The sequence below is a fragment of the Rhodoferax aquaticus genome, assembly GCF_006974105.1.
GTDB classification, from domain to species: Bacteria; Pseudomonadota; Gammaproteobacteria; order Burkholderiales; family Burkholderiaceae_C; genus Allorhodoferax; species Allorhodoferax aquaticus_A.
The window spans coordinates 3,688,200-3,703,725 of sequence record NZ_CP036282.1; the positions used below are offsets into that span (position 1 = coordinate 3,688,200).

Annotated in this window: 13 protein-coding genes and 1 pseudogene; 7 read left to right on the forward strand and 7 right to left on the reverse strand. The window is 53.1% G+C overall.

Annotated elements, in window-relative coordinates:
- The first annotated feature begins 55 nt into the window (after nucleotides 1–55).
- From tal to EXZ61_RS17110, 5 genes are all read left to right on the forward strand, one after another.
- Nucleotides 56–1,003, forward strand: coding sequence for a transaldolase (tal, locus tag EXZ61_RS17090; RefSeq protein WP_142812904.1), 948 nt, complete (start codon nucleotides 56–58; stop codon nucleotides 1,001–1,003).
- Nucleotides 1,004–1,006: 3 nt separating this feature from the next.
- The gene (gene pgi, locus EXZ61_RS17095; protein WP_142812905.1) at nucleotides 1,007–2,575 is read left to right on the forward strand and encodes a glucose-6-phosphate isomerase; all 1,569 of its coding nucleotides are present in this window, start codon (nucleotides 1,007–1,009) and stop codon (nucleotides 2,573–2,575) included.
- Nucleotides 2,576–2,687: 112 nt separating this feature from the next.
- Nucleotides 2,688–3,959: a winged helix-turn-helix domain-containing protein gene (locus EXZ61_RS17100; protein ID WP_142812906.1), complete on the forward strand. Its 1,272-nt coding sequence runs from the start codon at nucleotides 2,688–2,690 to the stop codon at nucleotides 3,957–3,959.
- 86 nt (nucleotides 3,960–4,045) lie between these two features.
- A complete protein-coding gene (locus tag EXZ61_RS17105) occupies nucleotides 4,046–4,669 on the forward strand; it encodes an HAD family hydrolase (protein WP_142812907.1) in 624 nt (207 codons plus the stop codon).
- Nucleotides 4,670–4,734: 65 nt separating this feature from the next.
- Complete coding sequence (locus EXZ61_RS17110) at nucleotides 4,735–5,358, forward strand: DNA-3-methyladenine glycosylase I (protein ID WP_142812908.1); 624 nt, start codon at nucleotides 4,735–4,737, stop codon at nucleotides 5,356–5,358.
- Between the two features lie 24 nt (nucleotides 5,359–5,382).
- Here EXZ61_RS17110 and EXZ61_RS17115 read toward each other — a convergent pair whose 3' ends face one another.
- The 3 genes from EXZ61_RS17115 to EXZ61_RS17125 all read right to left on the reverse strand — a co-directional run bounded on the left by EXZ61_RS17115 (nucleotide 5,383) and on the right by EXZ61_RS17125 (nucleotide 8,175).
- On the reverse strand, nucleotides 5,383–6,021 hold the full coding sequence (locus EXZ61_RS17115; RefSeq protein WP_142812909.1) for an NAD(P)H-dependent oxidoreductase: 639 nt from the start codon (nucleotides 6,019–6,021) through the stop codon (nucleotides 5,383–5,385).
- Nucleotides 6,022–6,148: 127 nt separating this feature from the next.
- Entirely contained in the window at nucleotides 6,149–7,798 is a 1,650-nt protein-coding gene (gene groL / locus EXZ61_RS17120; RefSeq protein ID WP_142812910.1) for a chaperonin GroEL, read from the reverse strand.
- 86 nt (nucleotides 7,799–7,884) lie between these two features.
- Nucleotides 7,885–8,175: a co-chaperone GroES gene (locus EXZ61_RS17125; RefSeq protein ID WP_142812911.1), complete on the reverse strand. Its 291-nt coding sequence runs from the start codon at nucleotides 8,173–8,175 to the stop codon at nucleotides 7,885–7,887.
- 159 nt (nucleotides 8,176–8,334) lie between these two features.
- Here EXZ61_RS17125 and EXZ61_RS22215 point away from each other — a divergent pair.
- Nucleotides 8,335–8,719: pseudogene (locus tag EXZ61_RS22215) on the forward strand (DDE-type integrase/transposase/recombinase); the annotation flags it as partial.
- A gap of 7 nt (nucleotides 8,720–8,726) precedes the next feature.
- On the opposite strand, the gene EXZ61_RS17135 reads toward EXZ61_RS22215, so the two are convergent.
- The 4 genes from EXZ61_RS17135 to EXZ61_RS17150 form a co-directional block, all read right to left on the reverse strand.
- Nucleotides 8,727–11,603: a response regulator gene (locus EXZ61_RS17135; RefSeq protein WP_142812913.1), complete on the reverse strand. Its 2,877-nt coding sequence runs from the start codon at nucleotides 11,601–11,603 to the stop codon at nucleotides 8,727–8,729.
- A gap of 693 nt (nucleotides 11,604–12,296) precedes the next feature.
- Nucleotides 12,297–13,385 (reverse strand): HD domain-containing phosphohydrolase, encoded by a 1,089-nt coding sequence (locus tag EXZ61_RS17140; protein WP_142812914.1) that lies wholly within the window; start codon nucleotides 13,383–13,385, stop codon nucleotides 12,297–12,299.
- A gap of 84 nt (nucleotides 13,386–13,469) precedes the next feature.
- Nucleotides 13,470–14,201, reverse strand: coding sequence for a response regulator transcription factor (locus EXZ61_RS17145; RefSeq protein WP_142812915.1), 732 nt, complete (start codon nucleotides 14,199–14,201; stop codon nucleotides 13,470–13,472).
- Nucleotides 14,202–14,312: 111 nt separating this feature from the next.
- Entirely contained in the window at nucleotides 14,313–14,612 is a 300-nt protein-coding gene (locus tag EXZ61_RS17150; protein ID WP_142812916.1) for a hypothetical protein, read from the reverse strand.
- 105 nt (nucleotides 14,613–14,717) lie between these two features.
- On the opposite strand from EXZ61_RS17150, the gene EXZ61_RS17155 reads away from it, so the two are divergent.
- Nucleotides 14,718–15,206, forward strand: coding sequence for a hypothetical protein (locus EXZ61_RS17155; RefSeq protein WP_142812917.1), 489 nt, complete (start codon nucleotides 14,718–14,720; stop codon nucleotides 15,204–15,206).
- The last annotated feature ends 320 nt before the right edge of the window (nucleotides 15,207–15,526 follow it).

Below are 15,526 nucleotides of genomic sequence, written 5' to 3' on the forward strand. Positions count from 1 at the left end.
TAATTCAAGGCTGTTTTCCCCAACTTTTTGCAATATTTCGCTCTGAATGGCCACCATGAACCAACTCGACGCGCTCAAACAATTCACCACCGTAGTGGCAGACACCGGTGACTTCAAACAGCTGGGGGCTTACCTGCCGCAAGACGCCACCACCAACCCGTCCTTGATCTTGAAGGCGGTGCAAAAAGCCGACTACGCGCCTTTGCTCAAAGACACGGTGAACCAATTCCGTGGTCGCCCGCTGGACGAAATCATGGACCGCCTGCTGGTGCGTTTTGGCTGCGAGATTTTGAACATCATCCCCGGTCGTGTGTCTACCGAAGTCGACGCCCGCCTGAGCTTTAACACCGAAGCCACTGTAGCCCGTGGTGAGCGCTTGATTGAGCTCTACCAAGCCCAAGGCGTGCATACCGACCGCGTGCTCATCAAAGTAGCGTCCACGTGGGAAGGCATCCAAGCTGCTGCCCAACTGGAGCGCAAAGGCATTCACACCAACCTGACATTGCTGTTCTCGTTTTGCCAAGCGGTGGCCTGCGGCCAAGCCAAGGTGCAACTCATTTCCCCGTTTGTGGGCCGCATTTACGACTGGTACAAAAAGTCTGCCGGGGCCGCATGGGTAGAAGCCGACAACACCTTGGCCAATGACCCGGGCGTGAAGTCCGTAACCGCCATCTACAACTACTACAAAAAGTTTGGCATCCAAACCGAAGTCATGGGCGCGAGCTTTCGCAACGTAGGCCAAATTACCGCCTTGGCAGGCTGCGACCTCTTGACCATCAGCCCTGAGCTGCTAGCGTCTTTGGCTGCTAGCGAGGCGCCTTTGGCTCCAGCGCTCAGCGCGCAAGCCGCACAGGCTTTGGACTTGCAGCATGTGTCTTACGACGAAAAGAGTTTCCGCTTGGCAATGAACGAAGACGCCATGGCCACGGAAAAACTGGCCGAAGGCATTCGCGGTTTCTGCGTAGACGCCGTAAAGCTCGACCAGCTCTTGCTAGGGGCCTAAAGCATGGCGCGTACCCGTTGCGACCGCACCCCGGCCTGGGGTGCGCTACAAGCTGCCTACAAGGCTAGCGGACAAGCGTTTGACCTGCGTAACGCCTTTGCGGCTGACGCCCAACGCTTTGCGACCTTTAGCCAAGAGGCGCCCTATGTGTTTGCCGACTTGTCCAAGAACCGCTTGGACGCGCAAACCCAAGGCTTGCTGTTCGACTTGGCGCGCCAAAGCGGCGTGCTAGAGCACCGCGATGCCATGTTCGCTGGCGAAAAAATCAACGCCACCGAAGGCCGCGAGGTTTTGCACACCTTGTTGCGAAAACCGGCCTCTGCGCCCACCAATACTGCGCAAGCAGCTAGCACTTTTATAGCAGATGAGTTAGCCAAGGTGCATAGCACGTTGGACGCCATGCTGGCCTATGCCGAAATCGTGCGCGCGGATGGCGCGATTACCGACGTGGTGAACATCGGCATTGGCGGCTCTGACCTTGGCCCGCAAATGGCCGTGCTGGCGCTAGACGCATTTGCCACCAGCGGCAAACGCATGCACTTTGTGAGCAATGTGGACGGCCACGAGCTCGCCGCCAAGCTGCCCCAGCTCAAGCCCGAGAGCACGGTGTTTTTGATCGCCAGCAAGACCTTCACCACCATTGAGACCATGACAAACGCGGCCTCCGCCAAGGCATGGTTTGAATCGCAAGGTGGCTCCGACATTGCCCGCCACTTTGCGGCCCTCACGACCAACGTGGCGGCGGCCAATGCCTTTGGCATTACCACCACCTTTGGCTTTTGGGACTGGGTGGGCGGGCGTTACTCCATGTGGTCTGCCATTGGCTTGCCGATTGCGATTGCGATTGGCGCAGCGTGCTTCCGCGATTTGCTGGCAGGCGCGCATGCCATGGATGAACACTTCCGCACCGCGCCGCTAGAAAGCAACTTGCCGGTGCGCCTGGGGCTCTTGGACGTGTGGTACCGCAATTTCCACGGCTTCAGCAGCCGCAGCATTGCGCCCTACCACAGCGCGCTACGCCGCCTGCCCGCCTACCTGCAACAGCTAGAGATGGAAAGCAACGGCAAGCGTGTGGATGCTGCTGGCGAGGCCCTGCCGTTTGACAGCTGCCCGGTCTTGTGGGGTGAGCCTGGCACCAATGGCCAGCACGCCTACTTCCAGATGTTGCACCAAGGGACCGAAGTGGTGCCCGTGGAATTCATCGCCGTCAAAAAAGCACGCCACGATTTGAAGGGCCACCACCCCATGCTGCTGGCCAACGTGCTGGCGCAGGCGCAGGCCTTGATGGTGGGGAAAAGTGATATTGGAGGCCACAAGCATTTCACCGGCAACCGCCCCAGCACCTTTTTGCTATTGGATGACTTGACGCCTGCCTCGTTGGGTGCATTGATTGCGCTGCAAGAACACCGGGTGTTTGTCAGCGGTAGCCTCTGGGGTATTAATAGCTTTGACCAATGGGGCGTGGAGCTGGGCAAGGTCTTGGCCAAAGACATTGAACCCCGCTTGGCCTCGGGAGATGCGACGGGGCTAGACGGTTCTACGGCGGGCTTATTGGCGCGTTTGCGGGCTTGACCTTCGTGGAGGGCGACACAACGGGACATTGCGGCGGGCTCATACTGCCAAACGCGCAAAAATCGCCCGCCGCAACATCCCGCCGTGCCGCTTCGCTTCCACACCATTGACCATGATCACACAGCAGCAAGCCCGCAACCTGCACCTCGCAGCGCAGGGCTTGCTGCAAGCGCCCGCGCGTGCTGCCAAGCGCTCCGATGTGGCGGCCAGCGTGCAGCGCATGGGGCTGCTGCAGATTGACACCATCCATGTGGTGGCGCGCAGCCCCTATTTGGTTTTGTTTTCTAGGTTGGGCCACTACCCGCGCCAGTGGCTTGAAGACGCCTTGGCCCAAGGGCAGTTGTTTGAAACCTGGGCCCACGAAGCTTGCTTTGCACCCGCCTCTGACCTACTGCACCACCGCGCGTACAACCGCGACGGCCGCAAGCACTGGGGCTTGGGCAAAGCAGAAGCGCTGCATGCCACCCAACGCCCCCATCTGGATAAGCTGCTGGCGCACATTGCAGCGAATGGCCCCGTCAAATCGTCTGACTTTGAACGACCTGAGGGCAGCAAAGGCGGTGCTTGGTGGGCTTGGAAAGACGAGAAACGTTGGCTAGAAACCCTGTTTGGCCGCGGCGAACTCATGGTGCGGCAGCGGGACAAATTCCACCGGGTCTACGACCTCACCTCGCGCGTAGCGCCCGAAGCCTTGCTTGCAGAACAAGGGGGCCACGCCCCCACCGGTGTGCAGGCGCACCAGCAGTTCATCACCCAATCTATTGCCGCGCTGGGCATATGCCAAGCCCGGTGGGTCAACGACTACTACCGCCTCAAGCCCCGACTTAAAGATGCTGACCTCGACGCCTTGGTAGCAGACGGCACCGTGGTCCGGGTAGACGTGGAGGGCTGGGATGCGCCGGGCTATGTGCATAGCGCCCATGCCGCGCTGCTAAAAAAAGCACTCAAGGGGCAATTGCTGGCCAGCCACACAAGCCTGCTCTCGCCTTTTGACCCAGTGGTGTGGGACCGCGAGCGCGCATCCACACTGTTTGACTTTGACTACCGCTTGGAGTGCTACACGCCGGAACCCAAACGGGTCTATGGCTACTTTGTTCTGCCGATTTTGTGCCAGGGCGAACTCATAGGCCGGCTTGACGCCAAGGCCCACCGCAGCGAAGGTGTTTTTGAAGTGAAAGCACTGCACTGCCAAGGCCCTAGGCCGTGGTCTGAGCTGCAAATCAAGGCCGTGGCCCAGGCGCTGGTTGAATGCGCGCAATGGCACGACACGCCCACGGTCAACATCAGCCAGTGCCGTGCCAAAGGGCTCAAGCTTGCGCTGCAACGGGCTGTCAAAATGGCGTCGGTGCAGGCCAGTCCCTCCTTGCCCCAGTCGGCAGCTTGAGCCCCTGGCTGCCCCGCACGGTATGTGCCCCCTCTTCCCTTCGAACGCACAAGCGGATGCTTGGGCGAACACCTGAAAGCAGACGAATGAACATTGTTTTTGATTTTGGCGCGGTGCTGTTTACCTGGCAGCCTGTGGTCTTGGCCGCGCAGCACTTCCCCACGCAAGCAGCCACCACGGCGCAAGCCGGGCATTTGGCCCACGCAATGTTTGCCCACGCCGACTGGCAAGCCTTTGACCGGGGCACGCTGCATATTGACGAGGTCATCACCCGCACCGCCGAACGCCTACAACTTGACCGCGCAGCGCTGCACCACTTAGTGCATGGCATTGGTGACTACTTGGTGCCCATGGCAGACAGCGTGCAACTACTGGAAGACCTGCACGCGCGCCGCCAGTCTGACCCCAGCGTGCGCCTGTATTACCTCTCCAACATGCCTGTGCCCTATGCCCGTGTGTTGGAGGCGCGCCATGGGTTTCTTAAGCGCTTTGACGGCGGCGTCTTCTCGGGCGATGTGCTGCAAATCAAGCCTGAACCGGCGATCTACCAAACGCTGGAAGAGCGCTATGGGCTTAGGCCGCAAGACACCGTGTTCTTGGACGACTTGTTGCCCAACATCGCCGCAGCGCAGGCACGCGGTTGGCACGGCATCCACTTCAAAACGGCTGACGATGCGCGTGCTCAGCTCACGCACATACTAGGCAAATAGGCCTCTAGCGCACATCCCTATTGCGCAAACAGCTACCAAACCTATAGCAAGCCCTCTCAAGCACTATGACAGCATCCTCTAGCCCCACGCCGCACCGCTGCTTTTGGTGCGATGACTCGCAGCTCTACCGCGACTACCACGACACGGAGTGGGGCTTTCCGGTGCACCAAGACACGCGCTTGTTTGAAAAGGTGTGCCTAGAGGGGTTCCAGTCGGGCTTGAGTTGGATCACCATTTTGAAGAAGCGTGAAGCGTTTCGCGCGGCCTTTGCCGACTTTGACATTGCCCGTGTGGCCCGGTTTGGTGATGCGGACGTGGAAAGGTTGGTGGCAGATGCCGGCATCGTGCGGCACCGGGGCAAGATTGAAGCAGCCATCAACAACGCGCGCTGCGCGGAGAAGCTCTTGGAGTCACAAGACTCGCTGGCACACTATTTTTGGAAGTTTGAGCCCTCACCCACCGCACGCCCTGCGCGCATCACCCGGGAGGCACTGCGCAGCATGACGCAGTCGCCCGAGTCGGTGGCTTTGTCCAAAGACCTCAAGCAACGCGGATTCAAGTTTGTAGGCCCCACCACCATGTACGCCTTGATGCAGGCCATGGGCTTGGTAAATGACCATGAAGAAGAATGCCATGTGCGCGCGGCGGCGCTGCAGGCGCGGGCCGCTTTAGCGCCTGTGTTGGGCTAAAGCGGCGCGAAACATCAACAGGGTTTAGTTGATTTCAGTGATGAAGTCCGCACGGGCACGGCGGACCTTCTTCAGACTCGCCAACCAGTCTTGGTCCGCCTGGCGGTAGCCCAGAGGCATGATGGCAGCGCTGCGCAAGCCGCGTGCTTTCAGGCCCAAGAGTTCGTCCAAAGCTTTGGGGTCAAAGCCTTCCATAGGGGTGCTGTCCACGCCTTCAAACGCAGCCGCAATCAGCGCGGCGCCCAAGCCAATGTAGGCTTGCTTGGCAGCGTGTTGGAAGTTCACCTCGGAGTCACGGCCAGGGTAGGCACCCAGCAAGAACTTGCGGTAGTTTTCCCAGCCTTCGTTGGTGGAGCCACGCTCGGAGTTGGTCAGGTCAAAAAAGGTGTTGATGCGCTCCGCGGTGTAGGTGTCCCACGCCGCAAACACCAAGAGGTGGGAGCAGTCCGTGATCTGGCCTTGGTTCATGGCAATGGGCTTGATTTGCTCACGCAGTGCCGCATTGCGGATCACGATGATTTCAAAGGGCTGCAGGCCGCTGGAAGTAGGCGCCAAACGCGCTGCTTCCAAAATCCGCTCCACCTTGTCTTGGGGGACCACTTGGCTAGGGTCAAACTTTTTGGTGGCATAGCGCCATTGCAGCTTTTGAATAACTTCTGACATGTATTGCTTTCAGGTTGGTAAGAAATAAGAAGACCCCGCAAAGTCTAGGCTTTGCGGGGTCTTCAATGGGTTATGGTCGGAATTACCCGACGCAGCAAGAGGGCTTGCGCCCCCCAGCGGCTGGCAATTACATGCCCATGCCGCCCATGCCGCCCATGCCACCCATATCAGGCATGCCGCCGCCAGCGGGTGCGTCGTCCTTTGGAGACTCAGACACCATGCACTCGGTGGTCAACATCAAAGATGCCACGGAAGCTGCGTTTTGCAATGCAGTACGTGTCACTTTGGTGGGGTCCAAGATACCCATTTCGATCATGTCGCCGTAGGTGTCGTTCGCAGCGTTGAAGCCGTAGTTGCCCTTACCGGCCAACACAGCGTTCACCACCACAGACGCTTCGCCGCCAGCGTTGTACACGATCTCGCGCAGAGGCGCTTCGATCGCCTTCAACACCAGCTTGATACCAGCGTCTTGGTCCGCGTTGTCGCCCTTGATGGCGCCCACCGCTTGCTTAGCGCGCAACAGAGCCACGCCGCCGCCAGCCACAATGCCTTCTTCCACAGCAGCGCGGGTCGCGTGCAATGCGTCTTCTACGCGGGCTTTCTTTTCCTTCATTTCGACTTCGGTAGCAGCGCCCACCTTGATCACGGCAACACCGCCAGCCAACTTGGCCACGCGCTCTTGCAGCTTTTCACGGTCGTAATCGGAAGTCGCTTCTTCGATTTGCACGCGCACTTGCTTGACGCGGGCTTCGATGTCAGCAGCAGCACCAGCACCGTCGATGATGATGGTGTTTTCTTTGCCCACTTCGATACGCTTAGCAGAACCCAAGTCAGCCAAAGTCACTTTTTCCAAGGACAGGCCGATTTCTTCTGCGATGACCTTGCCACCGGTCAAGATAGCGATGTCTTCCAACATGGCCTTGCGACGGTCACCGAAGCCAGGAGCCTTAACAGCCACAACCTTCAAGATGCCGCGGATGGTGTTCACCACCAAAGTTGCCAAGGCTTCGCCTTCGACATCTTCAGCAATGATCAACAAAGGACGGCCAGCCTTAGCGACTTGCTCCAATGTAGGCAGCAAGTCACGGATGTTGCTGATCTTCTTGTCAAACAACAACACGAAGGGGTTGTCCAACAAAGCAGCTTGCTTTTCTGGGTTGTTGATGAAGTAAGGAGACAAGTAACCGCGGTCGAATTGCATGCCTTCGACCACGTCCAACTCGTTTTGCAAAGACTTGCCGTCTTCCACAGTGATCACGCCTTCTTTGCCCACTTTGTCCATCGCGTTAGCGATGATGTCGCCGATGGAGGCGTCAGAGTTAGCAGAGATGGAACCGACTTGGGCGATTTCCTTGGAAGTGGTGGTGGGCTTGGAAGCCTTCTTCAGCTCTTCAATCAAAGCAGTAACAGCCTTGTCGATACCGCGCTTCAGGTCCATGGGGTTCATGCCAGCGGCTACGTACTTCATGCCTTCGCGAACGATGGCTTGAGCCAACACAGTAGCGGTAGTCGTACCGTCACCCGCGTTGTCAGAAGTCTTGGATGCCACTTCCTTAACCATCTGCGCACCCATGTTTTGCAGCTTGTCTTTGAGTTCGATTTCCTTGGCCACGGACACACCGTCCTTGGTCACGGTTGGGGCGCCGAAAGAACGCTCCAGAACCACGTTACGGCCCTTGGGGCCCAGTGTCACTTTGACCGCGTTGGCCAAAATGTTCACGCCTTCAACCATGCGTGCGCGGGCTTCGCCGCCGAAAATTACGTCTTTTGCTGCCATGTTAGGCTCCTAAGATATTTAAGTTAAATTGACTGCTAGCGCGCACAGATATTGCGCAACCAGCTATAAATTTGATAGTAATTAGATTACTTCTCGACCACTGCGAACAGGTCGTCTTCTTTCATGACCAACAGCTCATCGCCATCCACCTTGACGGTTTGGCCGCTGTACTTGCCGAACAAAACGCGGTCACCGATCTTCACGGTCAACGCAGCGATTTCGCCCTTGTCATTGCGCTTGCCTGGGCCCACAGCCAAGACTTCACCTTGATCAGGCTTTTCAGCAGCGCTGTCAGGAATCACGATGCCAGAGGCAGTTTTGGTTTCGTTTTCGACGCGCTTAACAATTACGCGATCTGCCAAAGGACGCAGTTTCATGAGGAATCTCCTAGGTTTTGAAACAGTGGAAAACTAGCGCCGACGTTCAACAACATCAGCACACATTCACTTGAGAAGCCAAGTGTTAGCACTCAACTCCTACGAGTGCTAATGATAAGGGTGTTTTCGCCAGTTTCAAGGGGGTCAGTGGAAAGCCCCCCCTTTTTTCAGGTGTTGTTGTCGGCCGCGACCGCACCCAAGCGATTGCAGCGTGAGCTCACAGCCGCCCAGCCCAATCAGGTTTGGGGAACCGATATCCCCTACATACGAGCCTATGAGAGTTGGCTGGATTTGAGCGTCGTGATCGGCCTGCACTCACAAGCAGTCGTGGGCTGGCCAATGCAGTCCACCATGGCCACCAAACTGGTATTGGATGCGCTGATGATGGCGGCAGGGCGCAGACAGCCACAAACCCCTGTGATGATTCATTCAGATCAGGGCAGCCAGTTTGGCAGCGATGAGTTTCTACCATCGAGTCCGCAGGCACAGTCACCTCGACCCGTTGAGCCCGCTGGCATTCGAGCAACTTCGAACCGACAGTTGAAATAGGCCTACGAAAGCGGGTCAAGTCTAATCCTACTCGGCCGTTCAATTTCAAGTGTTGGCAACGGCAAGCCGCTGGGGAATGCAAAACGTACAGCCGTCAGAAGCGCCTCCAATGTTGCCGCTGCAGTCGCCAGACACTCATCGGTCGCTTTTGTCGTTCGTTTGGGATCTCTGAAAATGTCTTCCAGCTCTCTAACCACCTTTTCCAGCTGCTTAGCACCTAGGTATCCGGCGTGACTTTTGAGCGTATGTGCCTGATCTGCCGCGCTTGTGACGTCATTCGAAGAAACAGCCTTGCTAATAGACTTTATGGCATTCGACTGGGTAGACACAAATGTAGCCAATGTCTTGAGATAGAGGCTTTGGTTATTGCCCATAAGCATTAGACCAGTCTTGAGGTCCAAGCCCTCGATTTGTTCGGGCATCGCCATATTCGGTAGCGCTGAAGTCTGTGCCATCTCGCTTGGGGATTTCAACTCTTCACCCAACGCTATCCAACGCAACAGAGTCCTCCAAAGCTGCGTTGGAGCAATCGGCTTAGTCAAGAAGTCATTCATCCCAGCAGCAAGACAACGCTCCTGGTCGACCTGCATCGCATTGGCCGTCATCGCCACAATGGGCAGGACCGCTGCGCTATAGTTCAGCCGAATCAGGCGAGCAGCAGTAACGCCATCCATGACTGGCATCTGCATGTCCATCAAAATCAGATCGTAAGGAAGCTCTTCCAACACACGAGCCTCCACACAATTGACGGCCTTTTGGCCATCTTCGGCAAGATCCACCACAAACCCCGCATCGGTAAGCAGTTCGTAGGCTACTTGCTGATTGAGTCTATTGTCTTCGACCAACAGAATCCGAGCACCGCAGATTTGCTGCAACGCAACTTCGAGTTCACCTGCTAGGTTTTGACTGTCGCTGCGGAATCCCATTGAAGGTAGCGACGCCGGCATCGCTTCGAAACTCACGATTGCTTCCTGGAGTGCGGCAATGCTCAATGGCCTAGCAAGAACCTGAACCATGCCCAAAGCATGCATAACCTTCGAATCTTCTGCTCGCTGGTCAGGCGCACTGATATATATGAGAGGTATGTACCGACCGGAAAGTGAACGAATAGCGTCGATATCTCGCAAAACGCCTGGTTGCGACATTGGCCAATCCGTGATCACGAAATCAATGGAACTAACCCGGACGTTGGCCGGTTGAATGGCATCCAAAATGCCCTGCCTTGTACTCGCAATTTCTGGAATTAACCCCAAGTCCTCGCACATTGCACATAAATTCAGAGTCGAGTGCACATCGTCGCTGATGACCAGTACCCCCTTGCCGCGCATGCCCATACCGACCGCAAACGCCCCTCTTTTGTCGGCTGAAGCCTTGCCTAGCCGTACGGTAAACCAAAACGTTGATCCACATGCCAATGTGCTATTGACGCCTACTTTCCCTCCCATTTCCTCCGCCAAACTCTTGCTGATAGCCAGTCCCAGACCGGTACCTCCGAACTGTCGAGTAATAGAACTGTCGGCTTGACTGAAGTTATGAAATAGGTTTGCAATCTGCGCCTCGCTCAATCCAATGCCTGTGTCGCGAACCTCAAAGCGAAGAAAGATATCAAAGTCAGTCTGCTCGATTACATTCAAATTAATGCACACCTGCCCCTGGAAAGTAAACTTTATAGCATTCCCAGCAAAATTAATAAGTATTTGGCGAAGCCGAAGCGGATCACCCACCATGATTCGAGGGACATCCCGATTGATATCGACAATTAACTTAAGACCCTTTGCTTCCGCCTTCTGAGCAATCAGGTTTACCACATAGCCGAGCACCTCATTGATCTCAAAAGGCACGTGATCAATACGAAGCTTACCCGCATCGATCTTGGACATATCCAGTACATCGTTAATTATTCCGAGCAGATGCTCGCCTGAACCTCTAATTTTCTCCAAATAATCATGAACCCGTGTGGGCATCTCGTTTTTAAGCGCCAGCGCAGATAACCCAATGATGGCATTCATTGGGGTACGCATTTCATGGCTCATATTGGCCAAAAACAAACCCTTTGCCGCAGCGGATTCGTCAGCCTTTCTCCGAGCCATTTCCAGATCTTCACGGCTGCGATGCCCCTCCTCCAGCGAATGTGCCAATATATAGTTAATTTCCTTATGGAAACTACGAAATAAAGCGAATTGCTCGCAAAGTGACTTATAACGCCATGCGATAGACTTTAACTCCTGATCATCAAATGGCAGCTCATCCTTATGTCGTAAACGAGCTATTTTTTCTTCAATTTCATTGTGCGCCAAGCGCGGGTTCAACTTGAATTTCACACGCACTGTAAACCTATTCAGGAACGGATTACGCCCAAACACCTTAGGCTTCCAGTCTACTGAAACATAGTCTATGTCGCGAAACATATTACACCCAGCATAAATCACTCCGGTAATAAACTCCGGGCGAAGTGGCATGACCATGTCGTAAAGAGCATGTCCACTTACTTTATCCAATGAAAGCAATGAGCACCATCCAACATCATTTAAATCAGCGCCACGCACATAATTGTTATAGTCATTGGGTCCGCGTCTGCTAATCCAATCAATAAACGAAGTCGCGGATGAATTGTCTTTGCCACTTGTAGGCCATACGTTAAGCAAGTTGGCGCCAGCCTCAAAGAGAATGTTTTCTGAAGATTCCGGCAAGGCAAAATCAATTCTTCTGATCAACTCCAGAAATTGATCATAGGGATACCAATGCGAAACATCAATTTCACCCACTTCAAGCAGCATTTCACCCTTTGGCAAAACAGAAAGATTAAGAAACGCCTGCTTAATTCCAAAAAGAAAGACGCCAGACACTTCGCATTGAGAATATTTTGACAAATCAGACATAACTAGGAACCTTGCTTCTTCGAAAGTTGATACCCCACAAAAAATCTCTAATCAAACGACCAAGAGAGCCACAACTCCTAAAAATACAAATGCGATTAACTCAAACACCCTAGCGCAGGAACATAATATGGAAAATCATCAAAATTGCAAGGCTCAATTTAAGGCCTCTCAAACAATAAATGCCGAATGCGAAATTAAAAAATCCAATACGGCGCCATTCCATTTGAGAAAATCAACACGTGATTTTTGCTTTCGACCACTTTTTGCCGAGTTAAACATGAAGCATCTTTGCTACTTGGACGCGGCCATCCGCCTATGATTTCTTAAGCTAAAATCAAAAAAAGCTTCGAGCAAAGGGTGGAATCCAAATTGCAACCGCCCCTGCCATGGCATGAATTCATGAAGGCATGCACTGACAAACGCTCAACCAAATAGTACGCAGAGATTACATCAAAAAAATGCACGACAAAATTGAATACATGAAAACATTCAATTCTGTGCTGGACAACTATGTTTTGTGGAAATACCGATGAATGGAATGCTTCAATATCCAGCGCAAATCATAAACCACCAAATATTTCACTTTTCCCGCAATAAGGTGCTTGACCTCGTGATTTCACCGCTATCAATTAATCGACTTTTTGACATGTGATTTAACTCGATTGGAAAATAGTTGATTCACATTGCAATCAGTCATTCATCAGAAAAGCGTTCAGCAATCAAGCGAAATTCATTTTTTATTTTCGAAAAAGCAGAAACGATAAGTGGGTCGAAATGGGAGCCAGCTCCCTCAATGATAACTTCTGACGCAAGATCATGTTGCATTGGCGGCCTGTACACTCTTCCCGTAGTCAGGGCATCATAAACATCAGCAACCGCCATAATTCGAGCTGAGAGTGGAATTTCCTCGCCGCGCAATCCGTGCGGATAGCCACTGCCGTCCCACTTCTCTTGATGACTTAGAGCGATTTCTTTGGCGGTAGTGAGAGCCCCCCCCTCTATTCCCAAAGAAATTTCTGCGAGTTCTATCGCATCTCGTCCAAGCATCGTGTGTGTCTTCATTATGGCGAACTCATCGGAGTCAAGCTCACCAGGTTTTAATAAAATCTGATGTGGGATTCTAAACATTCCAATATCATGAAGCGCGGCCGACTTTATATATACGTTGATTGTAAAATCATCCAACTGCGCCTTATAGCTAGAATGTTTACTAAGCTCCAAGGATAGTAGTTTAACGTAATGCTGTGCTCGTAGCATGTGCCCACTGGTTTCATTGGCGCGTGTTTCCACCAATGAAGCCATAACTTGTAGAGCCACATCTTGAATACTACCTAACTCTTTTACTCGCTTATCGAACTCTTTCTCAAGAGAATTCGCTCTATTGGAAAGCGAATCGACATACATCTTGGCCTCCAAGTGGGTCTTGACTTGGGCCAGAAGCAAATCAGGACCCACAGGTTTTATAAGGAAGTCTGTACCACCAACCTCAAGGCCTCTCTTTTTGTCTTCATCCGATGATTTGCCAGTGAGGAAAATAATTGGAACATGCCGAAGTTCAGCCTTTTCTCGCAGACGTTTACAAACTTCGTACCCATTTACTCCTGGCATTACTACATCCAAAAGAATGAGGTCTGGACAACTGCCTATCTCAACTCGCTTCAGAGCAGCCTCACCACTTGTTGCAATATTTATATCGTACTCATCTTTTAGGAATTCGTAAAATATTCTCAATGTCTGAATAGTGTCGTCAACGATTAGAATATTTTTCTTCGCGTGGTTCATATTATTTATATTTAACAGACTGAAGAATTCACTTCATCAACCCATAAATTACATCATTACAATAAAGTAGATCGCCCACCAACATCAGCTACTTTTACCGATCCACTCAAGTCGATAGCCCTCTCCATATACACTCGAGAGTTGCCATCCATAGGTCGGCGTTAGGTTCAATTTTTTTCGCAAAGTACTTATACATACATCTATCTTGCGAGATTCAACGGTAGATGAGTGCTGCCAAACGGCCTTTAGAAGCATTGTTCTGGTCAATAATCTTTCTGTGTTTTCGAGTAGAAAAAGTGCAAGCTCCATTTCTCGCTTGGTTAGAACAATTTTTACGTCATCAAAAAATATGGTCCGACTGCTGAAGTTGACGCACAAAGGTCCCCAACTCTTTTTTTGCCCACGGGTTGCCTGACCACTCCGTCGCAAAAGTGCAGTAACTCGCGCAACAAGAATGGCCGCAGAGACCGGTTTTGTAATGTAATCATCTGCACCAATCGCGAGCATTGACAAGACATCATGTTCTTCTGCGCGGGATGTCACGAAAACTATCGGAAGATCACTACTTTTTCGAGATTCACGTATAGCACGCAACACATCTGGCCCCACTACGTCTGGAACCATCCAATCCAAAACACAAACAGCGTATTGCTGTCGTTGAATCGAGCGAATGCACTCCAAGCCGCTTTTAAACCAGTCAACAGCGAAACCAGCCTCAGTAAGAGCATTGATCAGAATATTCCCAACGATATCGTCATCTTCTAAAAATGCGACACGCACATGGGGGCTTGATGATGTATCTTTTAATGTATTCATTTAAAAATTAATTACAAATAAAAGTCCAATGAACTTCAATCAGCATCCATTGCTTTAAGTAAAATACCGTGGAATTGCTGGAGGCGATAACCTGAAACCGTGACGTGGGAGTTAAAATATGCTGGATTCCTCATTTAAATCAAAGACTGAAATCGCATTTTCATATTCACCCAGAAAGTGAGCGTGAACAGGGGCGACTTTGTAATCAATAACCTGCCCTAAAACCTCAAGGCATATGCCTGACTGGCTTTCATCGGCAAATACCTTAAGCGCGTCAAATTCAACGCATTGGCCGATGCAAAGTGCTCCGTGCGTTCTAGCGCTTTCAACAGCGGCATCCTCAAATTCTGTCTGCCCATCTTGTGTTTGGGCAAGAGCGCCTTCCACGCGATAGAGGGCTTTTGGAACCACACTTTCTTCACGCGTGCATTGAGTCTGGGGGGGCTTATATCCAGCCCGACTCTCGGTCAACGCGTGCACACTAATGCCGCCTCTTGGGTCCAGCTGGGTACCCTGATGAATGATTTGCTGCTGAACAGTCCTACGAATGGGCAGCCCATAGACTTTGGCTCCATCGAGTGTCGCCGCACCTCGGGTGATATGAATACCTTCGCCATGGACTACCGCGGCACTGTCAAGCAAACGGTGGGACGCACGCATGCAAGCGTGGTGGGCTATTGCCCGCGCCGCGCGGTGTGCCTTGGCAGCCTGGGCTACTACTTGGAGCTGGCACTGCGCCCGGGCGCGCAGCACCCGGCTTACGGGGGCGAATTTAACTTTGCGCTGACCTTGCCTTTGGCTGCACGCTGGGTGGATAGCGGGATGGCCGATGGGCCGGCGCACCACAAGGCTACGCATCGTCGCATCAAAAAAGCGATGCAGGAGTTGATGCTCAAGGCTGCGCGCACGAGCCATCACACTTGCCGCTGGGTCTTGGGCTTGCACAAGAGTGGCCCGGGCTTTGCGATGCGTGATCGCCATCAATGGCAACACGGCGCCGCGTAGCGGCTGTGTAACTTTCCACATCTTGCGCAGTTTGCAATCAACCTTGCTCCCCAACTGCCCGACAGACATAGCCACGCGCAAGACTTGCCTCAGACGCAGCCATTTCCACGCCAGGTAGAGATGTGAGCACACTGAAACTGTAGCGGTGTTGATGCGGGGATACGGGTCCACGGTACTTTGCAAGGGTATTGAGCGAAACTAGGCTTGGCATTGCCCGGAAAACTGAGATCACATATTGGTGCCAACCCCCACCAACCTGTTGTCAACAGCTTGTATTTCTTCGTTTTCAAGCATTGTTTGCATTGTCTTACACTTGCAAT

Excerpts from the sequence above, each read along its gene's own strand:
- EXZ61_RS17135 (WP_142812913.1), bottom strand. The coding sequence starts at position 11,603 with ATGTCTGATTTGTCAAAATATTCTCAATGCGAAGTGTCTGGCGTCTTT.
- pgi (WP_142812905.1), top strand. The coding sequence starts at position 1,007 with ATGGCGCGTACCCGTTGCGACCGCACCCCGGCCTGGGGTGCGCTACAA.
- EXZ61_RS17155 (WP_142812917.1), top strand. The coding sequence starts at position 14,718 with ATGAATGATTTGCTGCTGAACAGTCCTACGAATGGGCAGCCCATAGAC.
- EXZ61_RS17100 (WP_142812906.1), top strand. The coding sequence starts at position 2,688 with ATGATCACACAGCAGCAAGCCCGCAACCTGCACCTCGCAGCGCAGGGC.
- EXZ61_RS17110 (WP_142812908.1), top strand. The coding sequence starts at position 4,735 with ATGACAGCATCCTCTAGCCCCACGCCGCACCGCTGCTTTTGGTGCGAT.
- EXZ61_RS17115 (WP_142812909.1), bottom strand. The coding sequence starts at position 6,021 with ATGTCAGAAGTTATTCAAAAGCTGCAATGGCGCTATGCCACCAAAAAG.
- tal (WP_142812904.1), top strand. The coding sequence starts at position 56 with ATGAACCAACTCGACGCGCTCAAACAATTCACCACCGTAGTGGCAGAC.
- EXZ61_RS17125 (WP_142812911.1), bottom strand. The coding sequence starts at position 8,175 with ATGAAACTGCGTCCTTTGGCAGATCGCGTAATTGTTAAGCGCGTCGAA.
- EXZ61_RS17140 (WP_142812914.1), bottom strand. The coding sequence starts at position 13,385 with ATGAACCACGCGAAGAAAAATATTCTAATCGTTGACGACACTATTCAG.
- EXZ61_RS17145 (WP_142812915.1), bottom strand. The coding sequence starts at position 14,201 with ATGAATACATTAAAAGATACATCATCAAGCCCCCATGTGCGTGTCGCA.
- EXZ61_RS17105 (WP_142812907.1), top strand. The coding sequence starts at position 4,046 with ATGAACATTGTTTTTGATTTTGGCGCGGTGCTGTTTACCTGGCAGCCT.
- groL (WP_142812910.1), bottom strand. The coding sequence starts at position 7,798 with ATGGCAGCAAAAGACGTAATTTTCGGCGGCGAAGCCCGCGCACGCATG.